The organism is Kitasatospora sp. NPDC004614 (assembly GCF_042873675.1).
Lineage (GTDB): Bacteria > Actinomycetota > Actinomycetes > Streptomycetales > Streptomycetaceae > Kitasatospora.
In genome coordinates this window covers 225243-241997 of record NZ_JBIALR010000005.1, presented here as the reverse complement: position 1 = coordinate 241997, position 16755 = coordinate 225243, and the positions used below count along the sequence as shown (strand labels likewise).

Annotated in this window: 22 protein-coding genes; 9 read left to right on the top strand and 13 right to left on the bottom strand. The window is 73.4% G+C overall.

The features are described 5' to 3' along the window. Positions 1 to 154 precede the first annotated feature (154 nt). Positions 155 to 556, top strand: coding sequence for an NTP pyrophosphohydrolase (locus tag ACFYST_RS15075; RefSeq protein WP_387862604.1), 402 nt, complete (start codon positions 155 to 157; stop codon positions 554 to 556). Positions 557 to 563: 7 nt separating this feature from the next. Here the strand turns inward: ACFYST_RS15075 and ACFYST_RS15070 are convergent, their stop codons facing one another. Then, the gene (locus ACFYST_RS15070) at positions 564 to 1487 is read right to left on the bottom strand and encodes an AraC family transcriptional regulator (protein ID WP_387862403.1); all 924 of its coding nucleotides are present in this window, start codon (positions 1485 to 1487) and stop codon (positions 564 to 566) included. Between the two features lie 82 nt (positions 1488 to 1569). On the opposite strand from ACFYST_RS15070, the gene ACFYST_RS15065 reads away from it, so the two are divergent. Further along, positions 1570 to 1791, top strand: coding sequence for a hypothetical protein (locus ACFYST_RS15065; RefSeq protein WP_387649448.1), 222 nt, complete (start codon positions 1570 to 1572; stop codon positions 1789 to 1791). Positions 1792 to 1854: 63 nt separating this feature from the next. Next, positions 1855 to 2409 carry a hypothetical protein gene (locus ACFYST_RS15060; RefSeq protein ID WP_387862400.1) on the top strand — a complete coding sequence of 185 codons (555 nt, stop codon included), beginning with the start codon at positions 1855 to 1857 and terminating at the stop codon, positions 2407 to 2409. A 28-nt stretch (positions 2410 to 2437) separates the two neighbouring features. Here ACFYST_RS15060 and ACFYST_RS15055 read toward each other — a convergent pair whose 3' ends face one another. The 8 genes from ACFYST_RS15055 to ACFYST_RS15020 form a co-directional block, all read right to left on the bottom strand. Continuing rightward, positions 2438 to 2851, bottom strand: coding sequence for a hypothetical protein (locus ACFYST_RS15055; protein ID WP_387862397.1), 414 nt, complete (start codon positions 2849 to 2851; stop codon positions 2438 to 2440). Positions 2852 to 2915: 64 nt separating this feature from the next. After that, complete coding sequence (locus ACFYST_RS15050; protein ID WP_387649456.1) at positions 2916 to 3224, bottom strand: hypothetical protein; 309 nt, start codon at positions 3222 to 3224, stop codon at positions 2916 to 2918. Next, entirely contained in the window at positions 3221 to 3382 is a 162-nt protein-coding gene (locus ACFYST_RS15045) for a hypothetical protein (protein WP_387649458.1), read from the bottom strand. Before ACFYST_RS15045 ends, ACFYST_RS15050 begins: the two co-directional genes overlap by 4 nt. Before the next feature lie 170 nt (positions 3383 to 3552). Further along, positions 3553 to 3846, bottom strand: coding sequence for a hypothetical protein (locus ACFYST_RS15040; RefSeq protein ID WP_387649461.1), 294 nt, complete (start codon positions 3844 to 3846; stop codon positions 3553 to 3555). A 102-nt stretch (positions 3847 to 3948) separates the two neighbouring features. After that, positions 3949 to 5733, bottom strand: a complete 1785-nt coding sequence (locus tag ACFYST_RS15035) for a hypothetical protein (RefSeq protein ID WP_387862394.1) — start codon at positions 5731 to 5733, stop codon at positions 3949 to 3951. Between the two features lie 149 nt (positions 5734 to 5882). Continuing rightward, the gene (locus ACFYST_RS15030) at positions 5883 to 6167 is read right to left on the bottom strand and encodes a hypothetical protein (protein WP_387649467.1); all 285 of its coding nucleotides are present in this window, start codon (positions 6165 to 6167) and stop codon (positions 5883 to 5885) included. Positions 6168 to 6268: 101 nt separating this feature from the next. Then, on the bottom strand, positions 6269 to 6967 hold the full coding sequence (locus ACFYST_RS15025; protein WP_387862391.1) for a class I SAM-dependent methyltransferase: 699 nt from the start codon (positions 6965 to 6967) through the stop codon (positions 6269 to 6271). Positions 6968 to 7023: 56 nt separating this feature from the next. Further along, the gene (locus ACFYST_RS15020; protein WP_387862388.1) at positions 7024 to 8094 is read right to left on the bottom strand and encodes a glycoside hydrolase domain-containing protein; all 1071 of its coding nucleotides are present in this window, start codon (positions 8092 to 8094) and stop codon (positions 7024 to 7026) included. A gap of 198 nt (positions 8095 to 8292) precedes the next feature. Between ACFYST_RS15020 and ACFYST_RS15015 the strand changes: the two genes are divergently transcribed. After that, positions 8293 to 8742, top strand: a complete 450-nt coding sequence (locus tag ACFYST_RS15015) for a BlaI/MecI/CopY family transcriptional regulator (protein WP_387862385.1) — start codon at positions 8293 to 8295, stop codon at positions 8740 to 8742. 3 nt (positions 8743 to 8745) lie between these two features. Next, complete coding sequence (locus ACFYST_RS15010; protein ID WP_387649481.1) at positions 8746 to 9678, top strand: M56 family metallopeptidase; 933 nt, start codon at positions 8746 to 8748, stop codon at positions 9676 to 9678. Between the two features lie 68 nt (positions 9679 to 9746). On the opposite strand, the gene ACFYST_RS15005 is transcribed toward ACFYST_RS15010, so the two are convergent. Continuing rightward, on the bottom strand, positions 9747 to 11300 hold the full coding sequence (locus tag ACFYST_RS15005; protein WP_387862382.1) for an LCP family protein: 1554 nt from the start codon (positions 11298 to 11300) through the stop codon (positions 9747 to 9749). Further along, entirely contained in the window at positions 11293 to 11925 is a 633-nt protein-coding gene (locus ACFYST_RS15000; protein WP_387862380.1) for a DUF6542 domain-containing protein, read from the bottom strand. Before ACFYST_RS15000 ends, ACFYST_RS15005 begins: the two co-directional genes overlap by 8 nt. Positions 11926 to 12207: 282 nt before the next feature. Here ACFYST_RS15000 and ACFYST_RS14995 point away from each other — a divergent pair, with 282 nt between their 5' ends. Continuing rightward, positions 12208 to 12876, top strand: a complete 669-nt coding sequence (locus ACFYST_RS14995) for a transglycosylase SLT domain-containing protein (RefSeq protein ID WP_387862377.1) — start codon at positions 12208 to 12210, stop codon at positions 12874 to 12876. A gap of 6 nt (positions 12877 to 12882) precedes the next feature. On the opposite strand, the gene ACFYST_RS14990 is transcribed toward ACFYST_RS14995, so the two are convergent. Continuing rightward, positions 12883 to 13941, bottom strand: a complete 1059-nt coding sequence (locus tag ACFYST_RS14990; protein ID WP_387862374.1) for a protein kinase family protein — start codon at positions 13939 to 13941, stop codon at positions 12883 to 12885. 77 nt (positions 13942 to 14018) lie between these two features. Further along, the gene (locus ACFYST_RS14985; protein ID WP_387862371.1) at positions 14019 to 14474 is read right to left on the bottom strand and encodes a MarR family winged helix-turn-helix transcriptional regulator; all 456 of its coding nucleotides are present in this window, start codon (positions 14472 to 14474) and stop codon (positions 14019 to 14021) included. Between the two features lie 138 nt (positions 14475 to 14612). Here ACFYST_RS14985 and ACFYST_RS14980 point away from each other — a divergent pair, with 138 nt between their 5' ends. From ACFYST_RS14980 to ACFYST_RS14970, 3 genes are all read left to right on the top strand, one after another. After that, positions 14613 to 15191 (top strand): EF-hand domain-containing protein, encoded by a 579-nt coding sequence (locus tag ACFYST_RS14980; RefSeq protein ID WP_387862370.1) that lies wholly within the window; start codon positions 14613 to 14615, stop codon positions 15189 to 15191. Between the two features lie 85 nt (positions 15192 to 15276). After that, entirely contained in the window at positions 15277 to 15897 is a 621-nt protein-coding gene (locus tag ACFYST_RS14975) for a Clp protease N-terminal domain-containing protein (protein WP_387862367.1), read from the top strand. 102 nt (positions 15898 to 15999) lie between these two features. Next, positions 16000 to 16728 (top strand): VIT family protein, encoded by a 729-nt coding sequence (locus tag ACFYST_RS14970; protein ID WP_387649502.1) that lies wholly within the window; start codon positions 16000 to 16002, stop codon positions 16726 to 16728. Positions 16729 to 16755 lie beyond the last annotated feature (27 nt).

The following is a 16755-nucleotide window of genomic DNA, read 5'->3' as shown; positions in this document are numbered from 1 at the left end:
ATCAAAAAAACGAAATGCTGGTGCGGGATTGCCGCACAGACAATACCTCCTGGTAACTACAGGTCCGCACCAGCAGTCAAATGCCCCTTCACTCCGCCTTTTCCCCGATCGCACCACTCCTCCATCTGCCCGCGCCGTGGCACTCTTGACGCTCGTGAAGAACAACAACGAGACCGAGCCGCCGCCCCTGCTGATCGTGGACGGCGCGAACGTGGTCGGCTCGGTCCCGGACGGCTGGTGGCGCGATCGGCGCGGGGCGGCGGAGCGGCTGCGCGACTCACTGGTGATGGTCGCCCGCGACGGGCTGCCGGAGCTGCCGGGCCCGCTGACGGTCGTTCTGGTGGTGGAGGGTGCCGCCCGCGGGGTGGAGTCGGTGCCCGGCGTGCGGGTGGAGTCCGCTCCCGGCAGCGGTGACGACCGGATCGTCGACCTGGTCGCCGAGGAGCCGTCCCGCCGCTGCCTGGTGGTCACCGCCGATCGGGGCCTGCGCGAGCGCGTCACCGCTCTGGGCGCCACTCCCCTGGGCCCGCGCACCGTCCGCCGGCCGAACATGTAGCCGGCGGTCAGGAGGAGCGCTGGGCGCGGCGCCAGTTGGCGGGGCTCGCGCCGCGGGCGCGTTTGAAGGCGGTGCTGAAGGCGAACGCGTCCTCGTAGCCGACGTCGCGGGCGACGGCGGCCACGGTGCGGTCGGTGTCGCGCAGTTGGTCGGCGGCGAGGGTCATCCGCCAGCCGGTGAGGTAGCCGAGCGGGGGTTCGCCGACGGCGGCGGTGAAGTGCGCGGCGAAGGTGGCCCGGGACTGGCCGACCTTCGCGGCGAGTTCGGCCACCGTCCAGCGGCGGGCGGGGTTCTCGTGCAGCAGGCGCAGCGCGTCGCCGATCGCGGGGACGGCCAGCGCCCGGTGCCAGGACGGCACTCGGGTGTCCTGGCGGGCGCACCACTCGCGCAGGGCGAGCACCAGGACGAGGTCCAGCATCCGTTCGAGCACGGCGTCCTGGCCGGGTGCCTCGTGCGCGGTCTCGGCGGCCAGCAGGTCGAGGACGGCGCGGGTGCGCGGCCCGGCGGGGACGACGGCGAGCGGGGTGAGGGTGCCCAGCAGGCGTTCGGCGACGTCGCCATGGAGTTCGTAGGCGCCGCGCAGCAGCGTGGTGGCGCCGGGCAGCCCGTCGCCGCGGGTGCGCGGCGCGAGCGGATGCCGAGCGGGGGCATCGGCGTCGCGGACGACGACCTGCGGCGGCGTCTCCGGCGAGTCGGCGATGGTGTACTGCGCGGTGCCGCTGATCAGCGCGACGTCTCCGGCGGCCAACTGGACGTGCCCGGCCTGCGGGTCGTCGTCGAGCCGCACCGCGGCCCGGCCACCGAGGGTGGCGACGACGGTGAGCGGCGGGGCATCGGCGAAGGTCATCGACCACGGGGCCCGCCGGACCAATTGCCGGACCTGGGCGTTGGTGACGCGGGCGCGGTGCAGCAGGTCGCTCAGGACGTCCATGTGACGTCACGTTAGACGATCACAAAGGTTTTCGCGACGATCTCCCATAAATCGTCCGGCACCGGCCGGGTTGGCTGAGGGTATGAAGAACGTCCTGGTTCTCGGCGGCACCGGCACCACCGACCGCCGCATCGCCCGCCGCCTGTCCGCCGACGGCCTGCCCGTCCGCACCGCGTCCCGCACCGGCGGCGACGTCCGCTTCGACCTCGACGACCCGACGACCTGGGCGCCCGCGCTCGACGGCGTCACCGCGCTCCTCGACCGGTTCGTCACCGAGGCGGCGGCTGCCGGCTGCCGGGCCTGACCTCCTGCCCTGTCCGGAGAAATTGGAGTGCGAGGGCCGTGCGCCGCTGCGACACTCACCACCGTGCCACGACCCGAACTCTCCGAACTCGAACACCTACGGGAGATCGAGCGTCTCGCCGCCGCAGTGACGAACGCCGCGTCGGCCGAAGGCTGGCTGTCCTTCGAACCCGAAGCAGAAGAGGCGACTCGCCTGCAGCGCGCGGTGAACGCACTGGCCCGAGCGCGTCGTCACTACCACTTCCCCGGGGACGGCTGCCTCGACGAGGAGGACCGCCCCGGGCTGAAAGTCGCGGGCGTCCTCCTGCTGCGCCCCGGGGCGATGCCCCTGGGCATGACGGAGACCTACGAGCAGGCGTGCGCCCGCCTCGGCGTCGAGGCCAGGACCGAGGGCTGGGCTCTGTGGAACACCTGGGGCGACGAGGATGTCCGGGTCACCATGGTGGTCACCGCCGTCGACACCACCGAGGGCCTGCTGGCGAATTGGTCGCGGGGCAGAGTCGTCTACCCGGTAACGCCGGTGCCTTCGCAGATCGCGCTCATCGTGCACGGCTGGGCCGCCCACATGACCTTCTCGCCGTTCGGAGTGCGGAAACTGGGGCTCGGCGGCCGACCATGACGCGACGCTGCCTTGCTGCACGACCCGCTCAGGGCATCTCGCGCTCGGCCGCCGCCACCGGCGGCTGTTCGTCGCGGGCCTCCGGCGTGAACGCGTCGCGTCGCGCGAGCGTCACCGCGAGCGGCACCCCGAGCCGCGCGGCCGCGCGCCGCCGGACCCGCAGTTGGGCCCTGGTCCGGGGCCGGAACGACGGAAGCCGCGAGCAGCCGCACCCCGGCCGGTGGTCGTACGTCAGCCCCTCCGCGAGCACGGCCGCCACGACGGACCAGGCTTTCGTGTCACGCCGCCGGGGCGCGGCGAAGTCGTAACCGGCGAAGACGAGTTGCCCCCGGCAGCCGGGACAGACCCGTTCCCTGATCGGCCACGTGCTCCCCTTGAAGGCCAGCCGGCACGTGACGCACACGTAGTGCCGGAAGGCGCCGTTGAACGCGTGGTAGCACATGCTCCGAGAGCGTACGCGTCACGTTCCGCCCGTCCCAAGCGGTTTCCCGCTCCCCGGCCCCTGTTCAGGCCAGGCGGGTGCGGGTGGTGGGGCGGGTGCGGCCGCGGGAGCTTGTGCTGGGGCGGGTGGGGCGGCGGTCGGGGCGGGGCTGGTCGCGGGTGGGGCGGGCGGCGAGTGCGGCCTTGAAGGCGCGGACGGCCAAGAGGACGGCAACGGCGGCGAGTTCGGTGGGTTCGCTGGCGCCGCGGCGGGCCGCGGCGAGCTGGCAGACGGAGCACCAGACGGCGCTGGCCCGGCCGCCGTCCGGGTAGTGCAGGGCGGGTGGCACCAGGTAGTGGCAGCCGCAGCTCTGGCAGACGAAGACCAGCCTCATCGGTGCACCACCCCCGAGCCCGCACACACCGTGCACGGCGACCAGAAGGTGCGCTGCACGGGCTGCTGCCACCCTTGTCCGTCGGTCTCCACGGAGTGTTCGGTCTTCTCCGTGCCGCGAGCCCCGGCGCAGCCCGGGCAGGTCTGCTGCTCAGTCATCGGCCACCTCCAGAGCACAGACCGTAGCGTGCCGACCCCGGTGAGCGACAGCGATTCGCCGTTGGTCCACTCGGATTTGCAGTGCACCGGCCTTGCACGCCGTGCGCCGCCCGCGCGCGCCCCGCGCCTCCCGAGCGCCCCCGCCACGCCGCCACGCCGTCGATGCGCTGTCAGGCGGTGGGCCAGTCCGCCGGTGACGCCTCGACGTCGTTGCCCCGGATCCACACCGTGGAGACGCCGAGCAGCCGGCGCATCACCGCGAAGCCGCCTTCCCAGCCGCCGGGCAGTCGCAGTCGCCCGGACCGGACGTTGCCCGCGCTGAACCGGGTGTCCGCGCTCTCCAGCATGCCGGTCCAGCCGGGCAGGCCGAGTTCGGGGACGTTTCCGGTCAGGTCGGCCTGGACCGGGATCTCCAGTCCGTCGGCCAGCAGCAGGGCGGGGCCCCGGTACACGGGTGTGCTCATGTGTAGAGCCTGCGGGACCTGCCCTCACCTGCGCAAATCCCGCAATCCCGGTGGAGCCGGACACTTCATCCGATGCCTGGGACAGGAATCCCTGACGGAAAGTCAATTGGGATACGGCCAGGCGTATCCGAGCTCCTCGGCGCGTCCCTTGCTCCCGGCGACCACCTTGGCGTAGCGCTTCGGGTCCTCCGCCGCCAGCCGCCGCAGGACGGTCGCGGCCTGGGACTCGGGCGGGGAGCCGTCGTCCTTGACGGTCCAGCGGAATCCCAGCGGGCGGTCGGGCCGGTCGGGGTTTCCGCTGCCCTGCCCGGGGACGTACCAGAACAGGATCTCCACGGTGTCGGGCTCGTCGGGGCTGGTGCCGATCCAGCCGCGTTCGGCGTCCCAGCGGCGCATCAGCTCAGGCCGTGAGATCAGGGCGGCCTTGATCAGCCGGGCGATGTCGCGGGCGTGCCACATCCAGGACGCGTCGGCCTCGGCCCGGGCGATCGCCGCGTCGTAGGTGGCGGCGTTGAAGCGGTGGGTGGGCGGGTCGAAGGCCGCCCGGCCGCCCATGGTGCGGCGCCAGTTCTCCCACACCACCTGCTCGCCGTCCCGCCGGATGGTGACGAAGAGTTCGCCGCAGCAGCCTCCGGTGCAGGTGGCTTCGGCGAGTTGGACTTCGTGCGGCTCGGGTCGGGCGCGCAGGCGGCCCTCGTCGAGCAGCAGGGCGGGGGTGAGCGCGGGGCCGTCCCGGAACAGGGCGGGGACGATCGGGCGGCCGTCGATGAGCACCCGGGTCTCGAGGCTCAGCCGTTCGACCGGGTCGGTGGCCACCACTTCGATCCGGATCGGCTCGGGGGCGGCGGGGTGTTCGAACGGGTGGCGGCCGGTGCGGCGGATCCACATGGCGCGCCGCCGCTGTACGCGGTCGCGCTCCCGGCGGTACGCGACGTGGGCGGACGCGGCGGTCAACGCGTCGAGTGCGGTGAGCAGTTCGGCGCGCCGGCCGGGGGACCAGTCGAGCAGGACGGCGGTGCCGCTGGACAGGTCGAGGGCGAGGGAGAGCAGGGTGGCCGCGGTGTCGAGGGTGTGCGGCAGCTGGGCGGCGCGGGCGATGACGGTTTCGTAGAGGCGCGGCGCGTCGGGGTGGGCGAGCAGTTCGGTGGGGTCGTCGTGCGAGTGGGCGAGCCGGACCAGCAGGTGAGCGGCGACGGCCAGCAGTTCGCTGTCGTCGGGGTGACGGTCGAGCAGGTCGGGCAGGTGGGTGGCTTCGGTGATCCGGCGGGCGGTGCCGGCGGAGAGCGGGACGGTGGCGGGCAGGGCGCGGAGGGCGGTGCGGACGGCGGGTCGGTCGCCCGTCCAGAGCGCGTCGACCAGCGGCTGCACGTCCTCCGGGTGCTTGTCGAGGGCGAGCGAGAGAGCGGCGGCGGTGGGGCGGTCGAGCCGGTCGAGGGCGCGGACGGCCGGACCGCCGAGCGGGCGGAGGGTGCCGAGCGCGCGCACGCCGGACACGTCCGTGGCGTCGCCGAGGCGGCCGAGCAGAGTGATGCCGACGGCGGCTGCGGGCACGCTCGTGGCGGTGCGCACCAGTTGCCGCCCCAGCTCACGGGCTGCCGCCGCATCGTCGAACACCAGCTGGTCGACGACCGTCATGATGGCGGGCAAGTGACGGGCGGCGAGCCGGAGCTCGGCGAGGCGGTGGTGCACGGTGCCGGCATCGCCCGGCAGCGGGGTGAGGGCGGCGCGGACGGCGTGCTCGGCCTCGTCCCTGGTGAGCCGCGACCGGTCGTTGTCGGCCGCGGGGCCGGGCAGGGCGTAGCCGCCCCGGGGTGGGAGGGCGTCGCTCAGCAGCAGCCGGGCGTGGTCGTGAAGGACGGCCGGCGGGCGCTGGTCGGTGGCGCTCACCGGGTAACGGAAGGCTCGATTCGGTAGCTCATGGCCCGCAGCCTGCCAGCCCGCCCGGCCCCCTGTCGAACCATTTTCCGACGCTTCGTCGGATACCCGCCCAAGTCGGACGGCCGGGCCAAAAGGCTCCGGCCGCCCTCTCCTCCCGGTCAGCGGCCGAGGCGGCGCTCCAGCTCCTCCAGGTAGCTGTCGCCGTAGGCGTCGGCGAGGTCGTCCAGGTCGATCATCGGGGGGATGTCGATGACGGGCTGGCGCTCGATCAGGAACGCCACGGTCTCGTGCACCACCCGGCGCTCGTCGGCCTCGGGGAGTCCGGTCCGCTCGAGCACGGTGTCGGTGACCCGGATCTGGGTGGAGGCCTGGGCCGCCCCCTCCTCGACCCGGACCAGGTACTCGCGGTCCCCCAGGAACTCCACCCGGATGTCAGCTGCCATGGCGCAGGTCGTCCTTCCCTCGGTGCTCGGCCGTTGTGGCCGTGCCGGTGATGGGTGCCGACGCCGCGCGGCCGACCCGCCGGGCGCCGGGCGTCTCCACCTTACGACCTGCTGACACCGTCCTCGTCCAGGCCCGGCGCACCCTGCCTCCCGGGGGCGGCACTTGACGTCCGGTCGGCGTGCAGCGCGAGGTACGTCCAGCTGACGCCCGCCCTGGCGTGCGGGTCCTCGCGCCGGGCGAGGTGCAGCGGCGCGAGCCCGTTCGCGCGGGCGAGGGCGACGGTCTCGGACGCGTCGATCGGGAACATCCGGCGGCCGGGCGGGACGGGGCCGTGGCGCAGCGACAGGACGATCCGGCCGTCGTCGGCGAGCAGGCCGGCCAGGGTGGCCATGGCGGTGGCGCGCTGTTCGGCGTCGAGGTGCATCCAGACGGCGGTGAGCAGGATCAGGTCGTAGCGGTCGGCGCGGGCGGTGAGGCCGGGCAGGTGCGGGAGGGCGTCGTCGACCCAGTCGATGGGGTGCCGGTCGTGCCGGGCCCGGCCGAGTTCGCGCATGGGGGCGGTGGGTTCGACGGCGGTGACGCGGTGGCCGGCGGCGGCAAGGGCGGCGGCGTCGCGTCCGCTGCCGGCTCCGATGTCGAGGACGGCGGCGGGCCCGGCCGGGTACAGGTGGAGCGTTTCGCGGTGGACTTCCGCGAAGCTCACGCTCTCGTACTGTTCGACCAGGGCTTCGGCGGCGTCGGCGTATCCGGCGGTGCTGGCCATCGCCCGCAGGCCGGGGTCCGTGGTGTCACTGTGCATACGGGGACGGTAGTCCACGGCGCCGGACGTGCCGTCAACTCACCGTCCCCGCAGGCTCATCCGACGACGGCGACGGGCGCGTCCCAGGCGTTGCGGTCCACGGTGAGGGCGGCGCCGCCGTAGCTCTCCTTCTGGTTGACCTGGTACTGGTGGGCGCGGCGGTGGCCGGTGTAGAGGCCGGCGGCGAACGGGAAGCTGCCGGTGGTGTCGGCGGCGCCGTCGTAGCGGGCGTACCAGAGGGCGTCGGGCAGGTCGGGGGCGCCGGCGGCCTGCGCGATGCCGGCGGCGCTGGACGAGGCGAAGCCGTAGAACCCGGCCCAGTAGCCGGAGTTGTGCACGGCGCGGTTCCAGGACTGGGTGTAGGCGAGGACGGCGTCGGCGCAGCCGGTGTCGGCGGTGTTGTACGCCTCGATGTCGAGGTAGAGGGTGCTGCCGGCCCGCATGCCGAGGGCGGCGGCCTTGGCCACGGCGTCGTTGCCGTCGCTGGCGCCGAGTGTGGTGGCGGTGTCGGCGGTGATCTTCTCGGGGCTGCTGCCGGTCTGGCACGGGGGCTGTGCGCCGACGTACAGCGGGACGAGCTTCCAGCCGATGGAGTTGACCGAGCTGACCCAGCCGGCGGTGAGCTGGGGCTGGGCGCAGCCGCGGTTCTTTCCGCCGATGTAGACGGCGGCGGCGCCGTACGGGGAGGTGCCGTGCCAGGCGGTCATGGTGGCGAGGGCGGGGGCGGTGCAGGTGTCGAAGGCGAGTCCGGTGAAGGTGGCGGGTGCGGTGCCGGGCTTGGCGGCGGGTGCGGCGTTGCGGGTGGGCGCGGGGGCGGAGCCGCCGGCGGAGGCCGCGGCGGATCCGGAGGGCGCCGGTGAGGCCGAGGCCGAGGGGGAGGCCGATCCGGACGCGGACGCGGACGCCGAGGCGGAGGCGGAGGCGCTGTCGCCGGGCGCGGGCGTGGTGTCGGTGCCGGTGGGGGTGCTCGCGGCGGGTTCGGCGGCGTGCGGGGCGGGGTGGTCCTTGCTGGTGGCGGCGAGGACGGCGACGCCGCTGCCGATCACCAGGACGGTGGCGGCGGAGAGCAGGACAGCGCGTCGGCCGCGGGGGCGGCGGGGTGAGGTGCGGGCGCGGCGGTGCGACACGGGATCTCTCCTGGTGGAACGGGGTGGGGGGTGGGGCGCGGCGGTAAACGATCACCACGGGTGGCGCACACCCTAACCGGTCGCCGGTAAACGCTTTCCCAATCCTTTCCCAACCCCGGGCGGGAACGGGCGGCCCCTAGGATGGGGGTGATGAAGTCCATGTCGAGCGCGGGGCGGCCGCGGCGGAGGGAGTCTCCGATGGAGTTGGCGGGCCTCGATCCGGACAGCGGCGAGTCCGGTGACGGCGAGGAGGGCGGCCGTCGGCGCCGCGGGCAGGGCGAGCTGGCGACCGAGGTGCTGACGGTGCTGCACGGCGCGCCGGGGCCGGTGACGGCGTCCTGGGTGCAGGAGCAGCTGGGCGGCGAGCTGGCGTACACCACGGTGATGACGATCCTGTCGCGGCTGCTGGCGAAGCAGGCGGTGTCGCGCAGCCGGGTGGGCCGGGCGTACGTGTGGTCGGCGGCGGCGGACGCGGCGGGGCTGACGGCCCGGCGGATGCGCCGGCTGCTCGACACCGAGCCGGACCGGGACGCGGTGCTGGCGAGTTTCGTGACGGCGCTGACGCCGGAGGACGAGCAGCTGCTGCGCTCGCTGCTGAACGCGACGGACCCGCCGCAGGACGGCGCGGGCCCGGGCAGCGGGCGGTGATCGATGGGCTTCTTCGTCTTCCTTCCGCTGGTGCTGCCGTTGACGTCGTGGCCGATCGCGCGGCTGGCCGAGCATCATCTGCATCCGCGCAACGCGGTGCGGCTGCTGAGCTGGATCGGCGTGTCGATGGCGGTGTGCAGCACGCTGGCGCTGGGGTTGCTGTTCGTGGTGGGCACCGCGCAGATTCCGGGCAACCCGCTGCCGGACAACTGGTCGGATCCTGAGATCCGTACGGCGGTGCCGTTCCACGAGGAGGTGGGTACGGCCGCGGTGGTCGGTCTGGTGACGGTGTTGACGGCGTGTTCGCGTTCGCTGCGCCGTCATCTGCGGATCCGGGCGCGGGCTCAGCGGGCGCTGGCGCCGATGCCGCTGGATTCGGATCTGGTGGTGCTGCCGGACGCCGAGCCGTACGCGTACGCGGTGCCGGGGGTGCCCGGCCGGGTGGTGGTGTCGACGGCGATGATGGATTCGCTGGACCTGGACGAGCAGCGGGCGCTGCTGGCGCACGAGCGCTCGCACCTGGCGAACCGGCATCACCGCTACCTTCTGGCGGCGCAGTTGGCGAGTTGTGTGAATCCGTTCCTGCGTCCGTTGCAGAAGGCGATCAGCTATGCGACGGAGCGGTGGGCGGACGAGGAGGCGGCGGGTTCGGTGGGTGACCGCCGGCTGACGGCCCGCGCGGTGGCCCGGGCGGCCCTCGTCACCCGGTCCGCCGGTCCGTCGCCGTCGTTCGCGGCCTTTGCCGCGCCGGGCCCGGTCCCGCGCCGGGTGACGGCGCTGCTGAGCCCGGCGCTCGGCCTGTCCTGGCCGCCGCCGGCCAGCCCGGCCGGGCTGGCCGCGATGGTCGCGGCGGCGGGAACGGCCGCCTCGGCGGTCTTCGCCCTGAACGCGGCGGTGGCCCTGCTCCTCCTGGTGAAGGCCGCCACGCCCTGGTAGACGGCGGTCGACCTGCGAGAACGGCCCCCGCCACTTGGCGGGGGCCGTTCTTCTGTTCGGGTGGGGTGTCAGTCCACGCAGGGCACTCCCCCGGCCTTGACCGGCGGGCCCTGCATCTGGAGCGTCGCGCTGGGGCTGGGGTCGGCAGGGGTGGCCGTTCCGCCGGGGGCGGTGTACTCGGTGCCGAGGGTGACCTGGACGTGGCCGGCGGCGACGCCGGTCCCGGCGGTGGCGGTGACGCCGTAGCGGGCGGCGATCTGTTCGGCGGCGTCCTTGGACCCGGCGCCGTACTTGACGGTGGTGGTCTTGGGCTTGGCGTCGGCGGTGGCGGCCTTCCCGGCCCGGTAGCCGAGCGCGACCAGCGCCTTGGACTCGTCCCCCGCCGCGCCGGTGACGGACGAGGCGTTGAGGACGTCCACGGTGGTGTTGGCGGCGTCGGCGGGCGGCGCGGTGGTGGGCGCGTCGCTGGTGGCGGCGGGTGCGGGCGCGGGGTCGGTGGCCTGGCCGAACAGCTGCTTGACGATGCGCCGCAGCTTGACCGGGTCGACCTGGTTGACCTCCTGGCCGCCGATGTTCGCGAACTTGTCGATCGGCAGGGTGTTGAACTCGACGTTCCCGCCGGTGAGGTTGGGGGCTTGCTGGGCGAAGTCGAGGATCTGCCAGTCGTCGTCTATCACGATGTCCTTCTTGACCACGTCGAGCAGCGACTGCATCTTGCCCAGATCGTCCATCACGCCCTGCTGCTTGAGCTTGTATTCGACGGAGGCGATGAACGCCTGCTGGCGGTGGGTGCGGTCGAGGTCGCCGTTGGTGAGGTTGTGCCGCTGGCGGACGAAGGACAGCGCCTGGGCGGCGTCCAACTGGCTCTCGCCGGCGGGCAGTTGCAGGCCGGTGCCGCCGCCGGGCTTGATCACGTTGCCCTTGCTGTCGGTGACCCGGGAGACGATCGGGTCGTTGACGGGCTTGTTCAGGCAGACGGTGATCGGCTGGAGTGCCTTGGCGATGTCGTAGAAGCCGAGCAGGTTGACCTCGGCGAAGTGGTCGATCGGGACGTCGAGCAGCTTCTGCACGGTCTGGATGGTGGCGGAGCGCCCGGCCTCCCGGCTCTGGTGCTCCAGGTCGGCGCCCTTGACGCCCTTGGCGCGCAGCTTCTGCTCGGCGGCGTCCTTGGCGTACCCGTACGCCTCCTTGACCTTGTGCATCTTGCCGTCGGCGCCGTAGGTCTGCACCCAGTCGTCGCGCGGGATGGACACCGCCTGAACCTTTCCGCTGGGCGGGATGTGCAGCACGATCAGCGAGTTGGTGTTGTAGCCGCCGATCTCGCTGGAGCCGGCGTGCAGTTCGTCCTGGACGAACTCCTTAGGCAGGTCGTTGCCGTCCATGTCCTTCCGGCTGTCCAGGCCGATCAGCAGGATGTTGATGGACTTGTCGAGGTGCTTGGGGGCGTCCTTCTTCGCCTCGTCGAGCGCGTGCGAGCGCGTGACGCCGTTCAGGTTGTTGACGGTGTACCAGGCGAAGCCGCTGACGGCGAGCACGGCCAGCGAGACGCCGCAGGCGACGGTGCGGCCGGCGATCACCAGCGGGGCGGTGCGGGACAGGCGGGTGCTGCGCTGCTCAGCCATGGTGGACCTTCCGGGTGCGGCGGGTGCGGACGGCGGCGGCCAGCAGCGCCGCGACCAGGGCGGCGATCATCGGCCAGAACTGGCCGCTGACCAGCTTCAGGCCCTGGGTGGCGAGTCCGGCGCCCTGGTAGTGGTCGCCGTGCGCCAGGTAGTCGACGGCGCAGGCCACCGTGAGCGTGACGACCGGCGCCCCGCTGACGATCCACCACCAGCCGCGCCGGGTCGCGACCAGCGCGGCCATCGCCGCACCGACCACCGCGCACGTCGCGTACAGCCAGCCGAGGCCGTCGCCGAACATCTCGTCGGCGAGCGCCCCGAGTACGGGCAGGCCGAGCGCCGGCAGCACCGCGGGCATCCGGTTCGGCGCGGCGGCCGTCTCCCGGCGGCCGTCGGCCCGCCGGGAGGCCGCCCCGCGCCCGCCGGCCGGTCGTCCGCCGGCCGGGCGCCGCTGCTCCGCAGTACGCCGCTGCTCCGCGGTGCGCCGCACGGCACGCTGGCCCGGTACCGGACGCTCGCTCGCCCGGCGCCCGCTCGGTTCGGGGGTCGGCGCAGCCGCCCGCTGCCCGTTCTCGTCCCGCCACAGCGGCGTTCCGCTGCGCGAGCCCGCTGGCCTTCGCCCCGTCATGGTCACCCCTTGTCCACTGCCGCGTCGTCGGCGCGACGTTCGGCCGGTTCGGCCTGACAGACGCGCACCGGACGCCGTTCGGTTCCTCTACACGCATGTAGAGGTTGGAGCGAAGCATACAAATCCCGTCCGGGTACGTAAGCTCACCCCCAGGTCGTCGCGGCGGGCCACCCGCCGTGAGCGACACCTGGCAGAACGCGGCAGGCCGTCGGCAGGACACGGTCGCCGGTCGGCGACGGACCGGCGGCCGGGCAGCGGCCCGGAACAGAAGGAGGCCCGGCGGTGGCGGAGCGCGGCGCGAAATGGCCGTGGGCGGTGCTGGCCCTGGCGGTCCTCGCGATCTGGGTGTACGAACGCGGCGACGACTCCGCGTCCCCGTCCGCCACCCCGCCCGCGGCCTCGGCCAGTGGCCCGGCCTCGCAGGACCCCTCGCCGGAGTCCTCGTCCACACCGCGGGGTTCGGCCGACTACGCGCCGCCGCGGTTCGCCCCGGAGGTGCGCAAGTACGCCGCCGAGGCGGGCGTCGACCCCCAGTTGCTGATGGCGATCCTGTTCAACGAGTCGTACAAGCCGCACGGGCCGGACGTCGAGCGGGCCTGGCAGAAGATGAAGCCGGAGGCCTCGTTCGGCGTCGCCAACATGCACCGCGCCGCGTACGAGGACACCCGCCAGGGCCGCCCGTTCGCCGACCGGCCGTGGGAGGACCTGCCGGACGACCCGGCGCTGGCGGTCCGGGCGGCCGCCTGGCACCTGCACGACCTCTCGGCGCAGCTGCCCGCGAAGTGGTCGGCGTCGTACAACCGGAACGAGTTGATGGCGCTCGGCTACAACACGGGCGCCGGCAACATGCTGGCGTTCGCGCGCGGCGCGCACCCGGGCCCGGAGGCCCGGTCGTACCTGGACCGGCTGCACGACAACTGGGACAAGTCGGCTGCCGCGATTGCTTCTTGACGCGCGTCAGGGGGTGTAGGCCCGCTCCAGTTCGGCGAGCGGGTAGGGCGTCAGTTTGCTCTCGGCCCGCAGGCGGCGGTGAAAGCCGTCCAGCACCACGGCAGTCGGGGCGTGCCGGTCGAGCAGGTCGGCGGCGGGTGCGGGGACGGTGGCGGGGCGGCGTCCGGCGAGCCACTCGCGCAGGAAGTCGGTCCGGGCGGTGTCGCCGCGGTAGCGGTCCAGCAGGTGGTGCTGGAGCAGGTGGTTGGCGGTGTAGTGGCGGTCGTAGCCGCGGTGGTCGGCGAGGAAGCGGCGCTCGGCGGGGGTGAGGTCGAAGCGTTCGCTGAGCGCGAGGCCGAAGTCGGCGAAGGCGATCAGGCGGCCGTCGGTGAGCACGTTCGTGAAGTGCGCGTCGAAGTGCAGGAAGCCGCGTTCGTTCATGAACCGTGCGCCGCGGGCGAGTTCGCCCGCCGCCCAGTGGTGCGGGGCGCCGGTGCGGTCGGGGTGGTGGTGCAGCCAGTCGGCGAGGGTGTGCGGGAAGTGTTCGAGGAAGAGCACCAGGCTGTGCGTGGCGCCGGCGAGCGCCTCCAGCCGCCTGCGCACGGCCGGGTGCCCGTCCCAGTGGGCAACAGTTGCGTCGAGTCCGCCGAACTGGTCCAGGAAGCCGTCGGCCGGGGTGTCGGGCAGGACACGCCAGTGGTACATCAGCGGGAAGCCTTCGTGGGCGCGGTCGAGCACCCAGTGGGTGGTGAGGGTGTGCGCGGCGAGTTCGCGCCAGGCGCCGAAGCCGGTGGAGCCGATGCCGTACTGGTAGAACCCGGGCAGTTCGAAGTGGTTGGCGGTGCTGCGGACGTTGCCCGCCGCGAGTTCCAGGTCGGTGAGCGGCACCCGTTTGACGAACACCCGGATCCCGTCGATCTCCAGCGCGCCGGTCCGCCCGCCGACTCCGGACCCACCGGGCGCCGACTCCCCTGCGGCGGCGAGCAGTTCGCCGAGCTGCCGGTCGCCGAGCAGCGCGAGCGCGGTGGCGGCCGTCCCGTAGGCCCTGATCCGCGCGTCCGTCGCCGGATCCTCTGCGTCACGCATCGACAACTCCCCCGTCCGGCACCCTCGTTCGGCCGAGCCTACCGCCAGGGTGCCGGAACGGCGCGGGAGCCGGCCGGTCAGTGGTGCCAGGCCTGGCCGCCGGTGTTGTGGATGAACCGCTGCAGGGCCTTGATCGTGGTCAGGTACTCCTCGTCGGAGATACCGGCGTGGCGCTCCGCCCACAGTTCGTCCTGGCGGGCGGCGCCCTTGGTGAACACGGCCAGGCCTTCGGGGGTCAGGGCGAGCCGGCCGTCGGACTCGGTGGTCCAGCCGCGTTCGACGGTCCCCTCGATCTCGGCCTCCATGACCTCCCGTCCGGCGTCGAGGTAGCCGTGCAGCAGGTCGGTCACCTCGGTGCGGACGCGCGGCCCGTCGGGGTTGTTCAGCTGGGCGAGCACCCACCACTGCGGCTGGGTGAGCCCGAGTTCGGCCAGCGCGCCCCGGGTGCGGCTGACGACCGCATTGTAGGCCGCCCAACTCCAGTAGCCGATGGGCTGCTTGATCAGTTCGGCGTCGCTGTGCGAGTACTCCATGGCCGGGCCCTCCCCGTCTCGTCGATCACTGCGGTACGTCCGACCCTAAAAGTTCAAGCGCGCTTGAGGTCAAGCCCCGCCCCCACCCCATCACCTAAACTGACTCTCCGTCAATTTCCGGCCAGCGGAGGGTCATCAATGTCCGAAGACCTGCTCATCGCCAAGATCGCCCACGGTTTCGACCACCTCGACGCGGACGGCGACGGCCTGCTGACCGAGCAGGACCACGTCCTGATGGGCCGGTCGGTGGCACGTTCGCTCGGGCACCCGGCCGGATCGCCGCAGGAGCAGCGGATCATGGACGCGTACCTGGCGATCTGGCGCGAGGTTCATCTGCCCCAACTGCCCGCCGGCGTAAGAGCGATCGGGCGGGCGCAGTTCCTGGAGTCCACGGCGGCGCTGGCGGACGATCCGGCGGCGGCCGAGGCGGTGCTCGGCGGCCTGGCGCGGGCGTTCCTGGCGATCGCTGACGCGGACGGCGACGGGCGGCTGGACGCGGACGAGTTCTTCGCCTTCCAGCACGGCCACTTCCCGCAGCTGCGGCGCATCGACGCGGACTCCGCGTTCGCGCATCTGGACCGGGACGGCGACGGCGCCCTGTCCGCCGAGGAGTTCGTCACCGCGATCGTCGAGTACTGGAGCAGCCGCGACCCCGAGGCGCCGGGGAACTGGTGGACCGGCAGCCCGCAGGGCCACCCGGACCCGACCACGCTCTGACCTCCAACAGCACGGCTCTCGGGCGCCGTTGACCATTCCTCGGGCGGATTTGACCGGGCGGCGGGCCCCGGGCAGCCTGGTGGACATGACAGATCTGGATCTTGCGGGGTGGGTGGCCCGGGTCGACGCCGAGACGGCGGGCGCCGGGGACATGCAGCGGATCGCGCACGCACAGCGCCTGGCAAGGCAGTTGACCGAGCTGGGCCACCGCCTGGTGGAGCACTACCTCGCGGCGGCGGACCCGACCGAGGCCGGCTGCGAGGAGGCGCAGGCGGCGGAGGACGAATCGGACGCGCTGCTGGACGGGGCCCTGCAACGGGCCCGGCAGCTGGGGCACCGGGAGACCAACACCGGCCACCTGCTGCTGGCGCTGACGGCCGTGGACGACACGGCGGCGGCGGTGCTCGCGGGGCTGGGGGTCTCGCAGGAGGCCCTGGAGTCGGCGATCGCGCAGGCGTGGGAGGGCCACAAGTGGTGGCGGTTCCCGGTGCCGGACGGCGAGTTCCCGCCGTTCGCCTCGAGTACGGAGGGGGTGTACCGCCGGCTCACCGACCCGTCGGCCGGGGCGGGTCTGCTGACGGAGCGGCTGCTGCTGAGCGTCCTGGAGCAGGACCACCAGGGCCCGGGCCGGATCGCCCTGCACACGCTGGGCCTGACCTCCCGGCAGGTGCACCGCGAGCTGACCCGCCGCCTGGCCACCGCCTGAGCCTCCGCCCGGCCACCGCCTGAGCCGCCCGCCGGCGACGCGTTCTCCGCTGTCCGGCCGCCGCTACGGGTCCGCCCGGGGATCGGCGGGCAGACTGGGGGCATGACCGCTTCTCACGGGCTCGGCCCGGCCGATCACGACGAGGCGCACGACCCGGGGCTGGGCGGGCGGCTGAACTGGCTGCGCGCGGCGGTGCTCGGCGCGAACGACGGTGTGCTGTCGACGGCTGGCCTGGTGGTGGGCGTGGCCGGCGCGAACGCCACCTCGACGCAGCTGCTGACGGCAGGTCTGGCGGGCCTGCTGGCGGGTTCGCTGTCGATGGCTGCGGGCGAGTACGTGTCGGTGAGCACCCAGCGGGACACCGAGCAGGCGGCGCTGACGAAGGAGCGGCACGAGCTGCGGCACACGCCGGAGGCCGAGCTGGTGGAGCTGGCCGGCCTGTACGAGGCGAAGGGCCTGGATCCGCAGCTGGCGCACCAGGTGGCGGTGCAGCTCACCGCGCACGATGCGCTCGGCGCCCACGCGGAGGCCGAACTCGGCATCGACCCGAACGAGTTGACCAATCCGTGGCACGCCGCGTGGGCGTCCTTCGCGGCGTTCACGGTGGGTGCGCTGCTGCCGCTGCTGGCGATCGTGCTGCCGCCGCCCTCGTACCGGATCTGGATCACCGTGGTGGCGGTGCTGGCCGCGCTGGTGTTCACGGGCTGGAAGAGCGCCCGGCTGGGTGACGCGGATCCGCGCCGGGCGGTACTGCGCAACGTGGTGGGCGGCGCCATCGCCATGGGTGTGACGTACGCGGTCGGCACGATTCTGGGCGCGTCCACCGAGTGAGCCCGGACGTGTGTCAGGAGCCCGTAC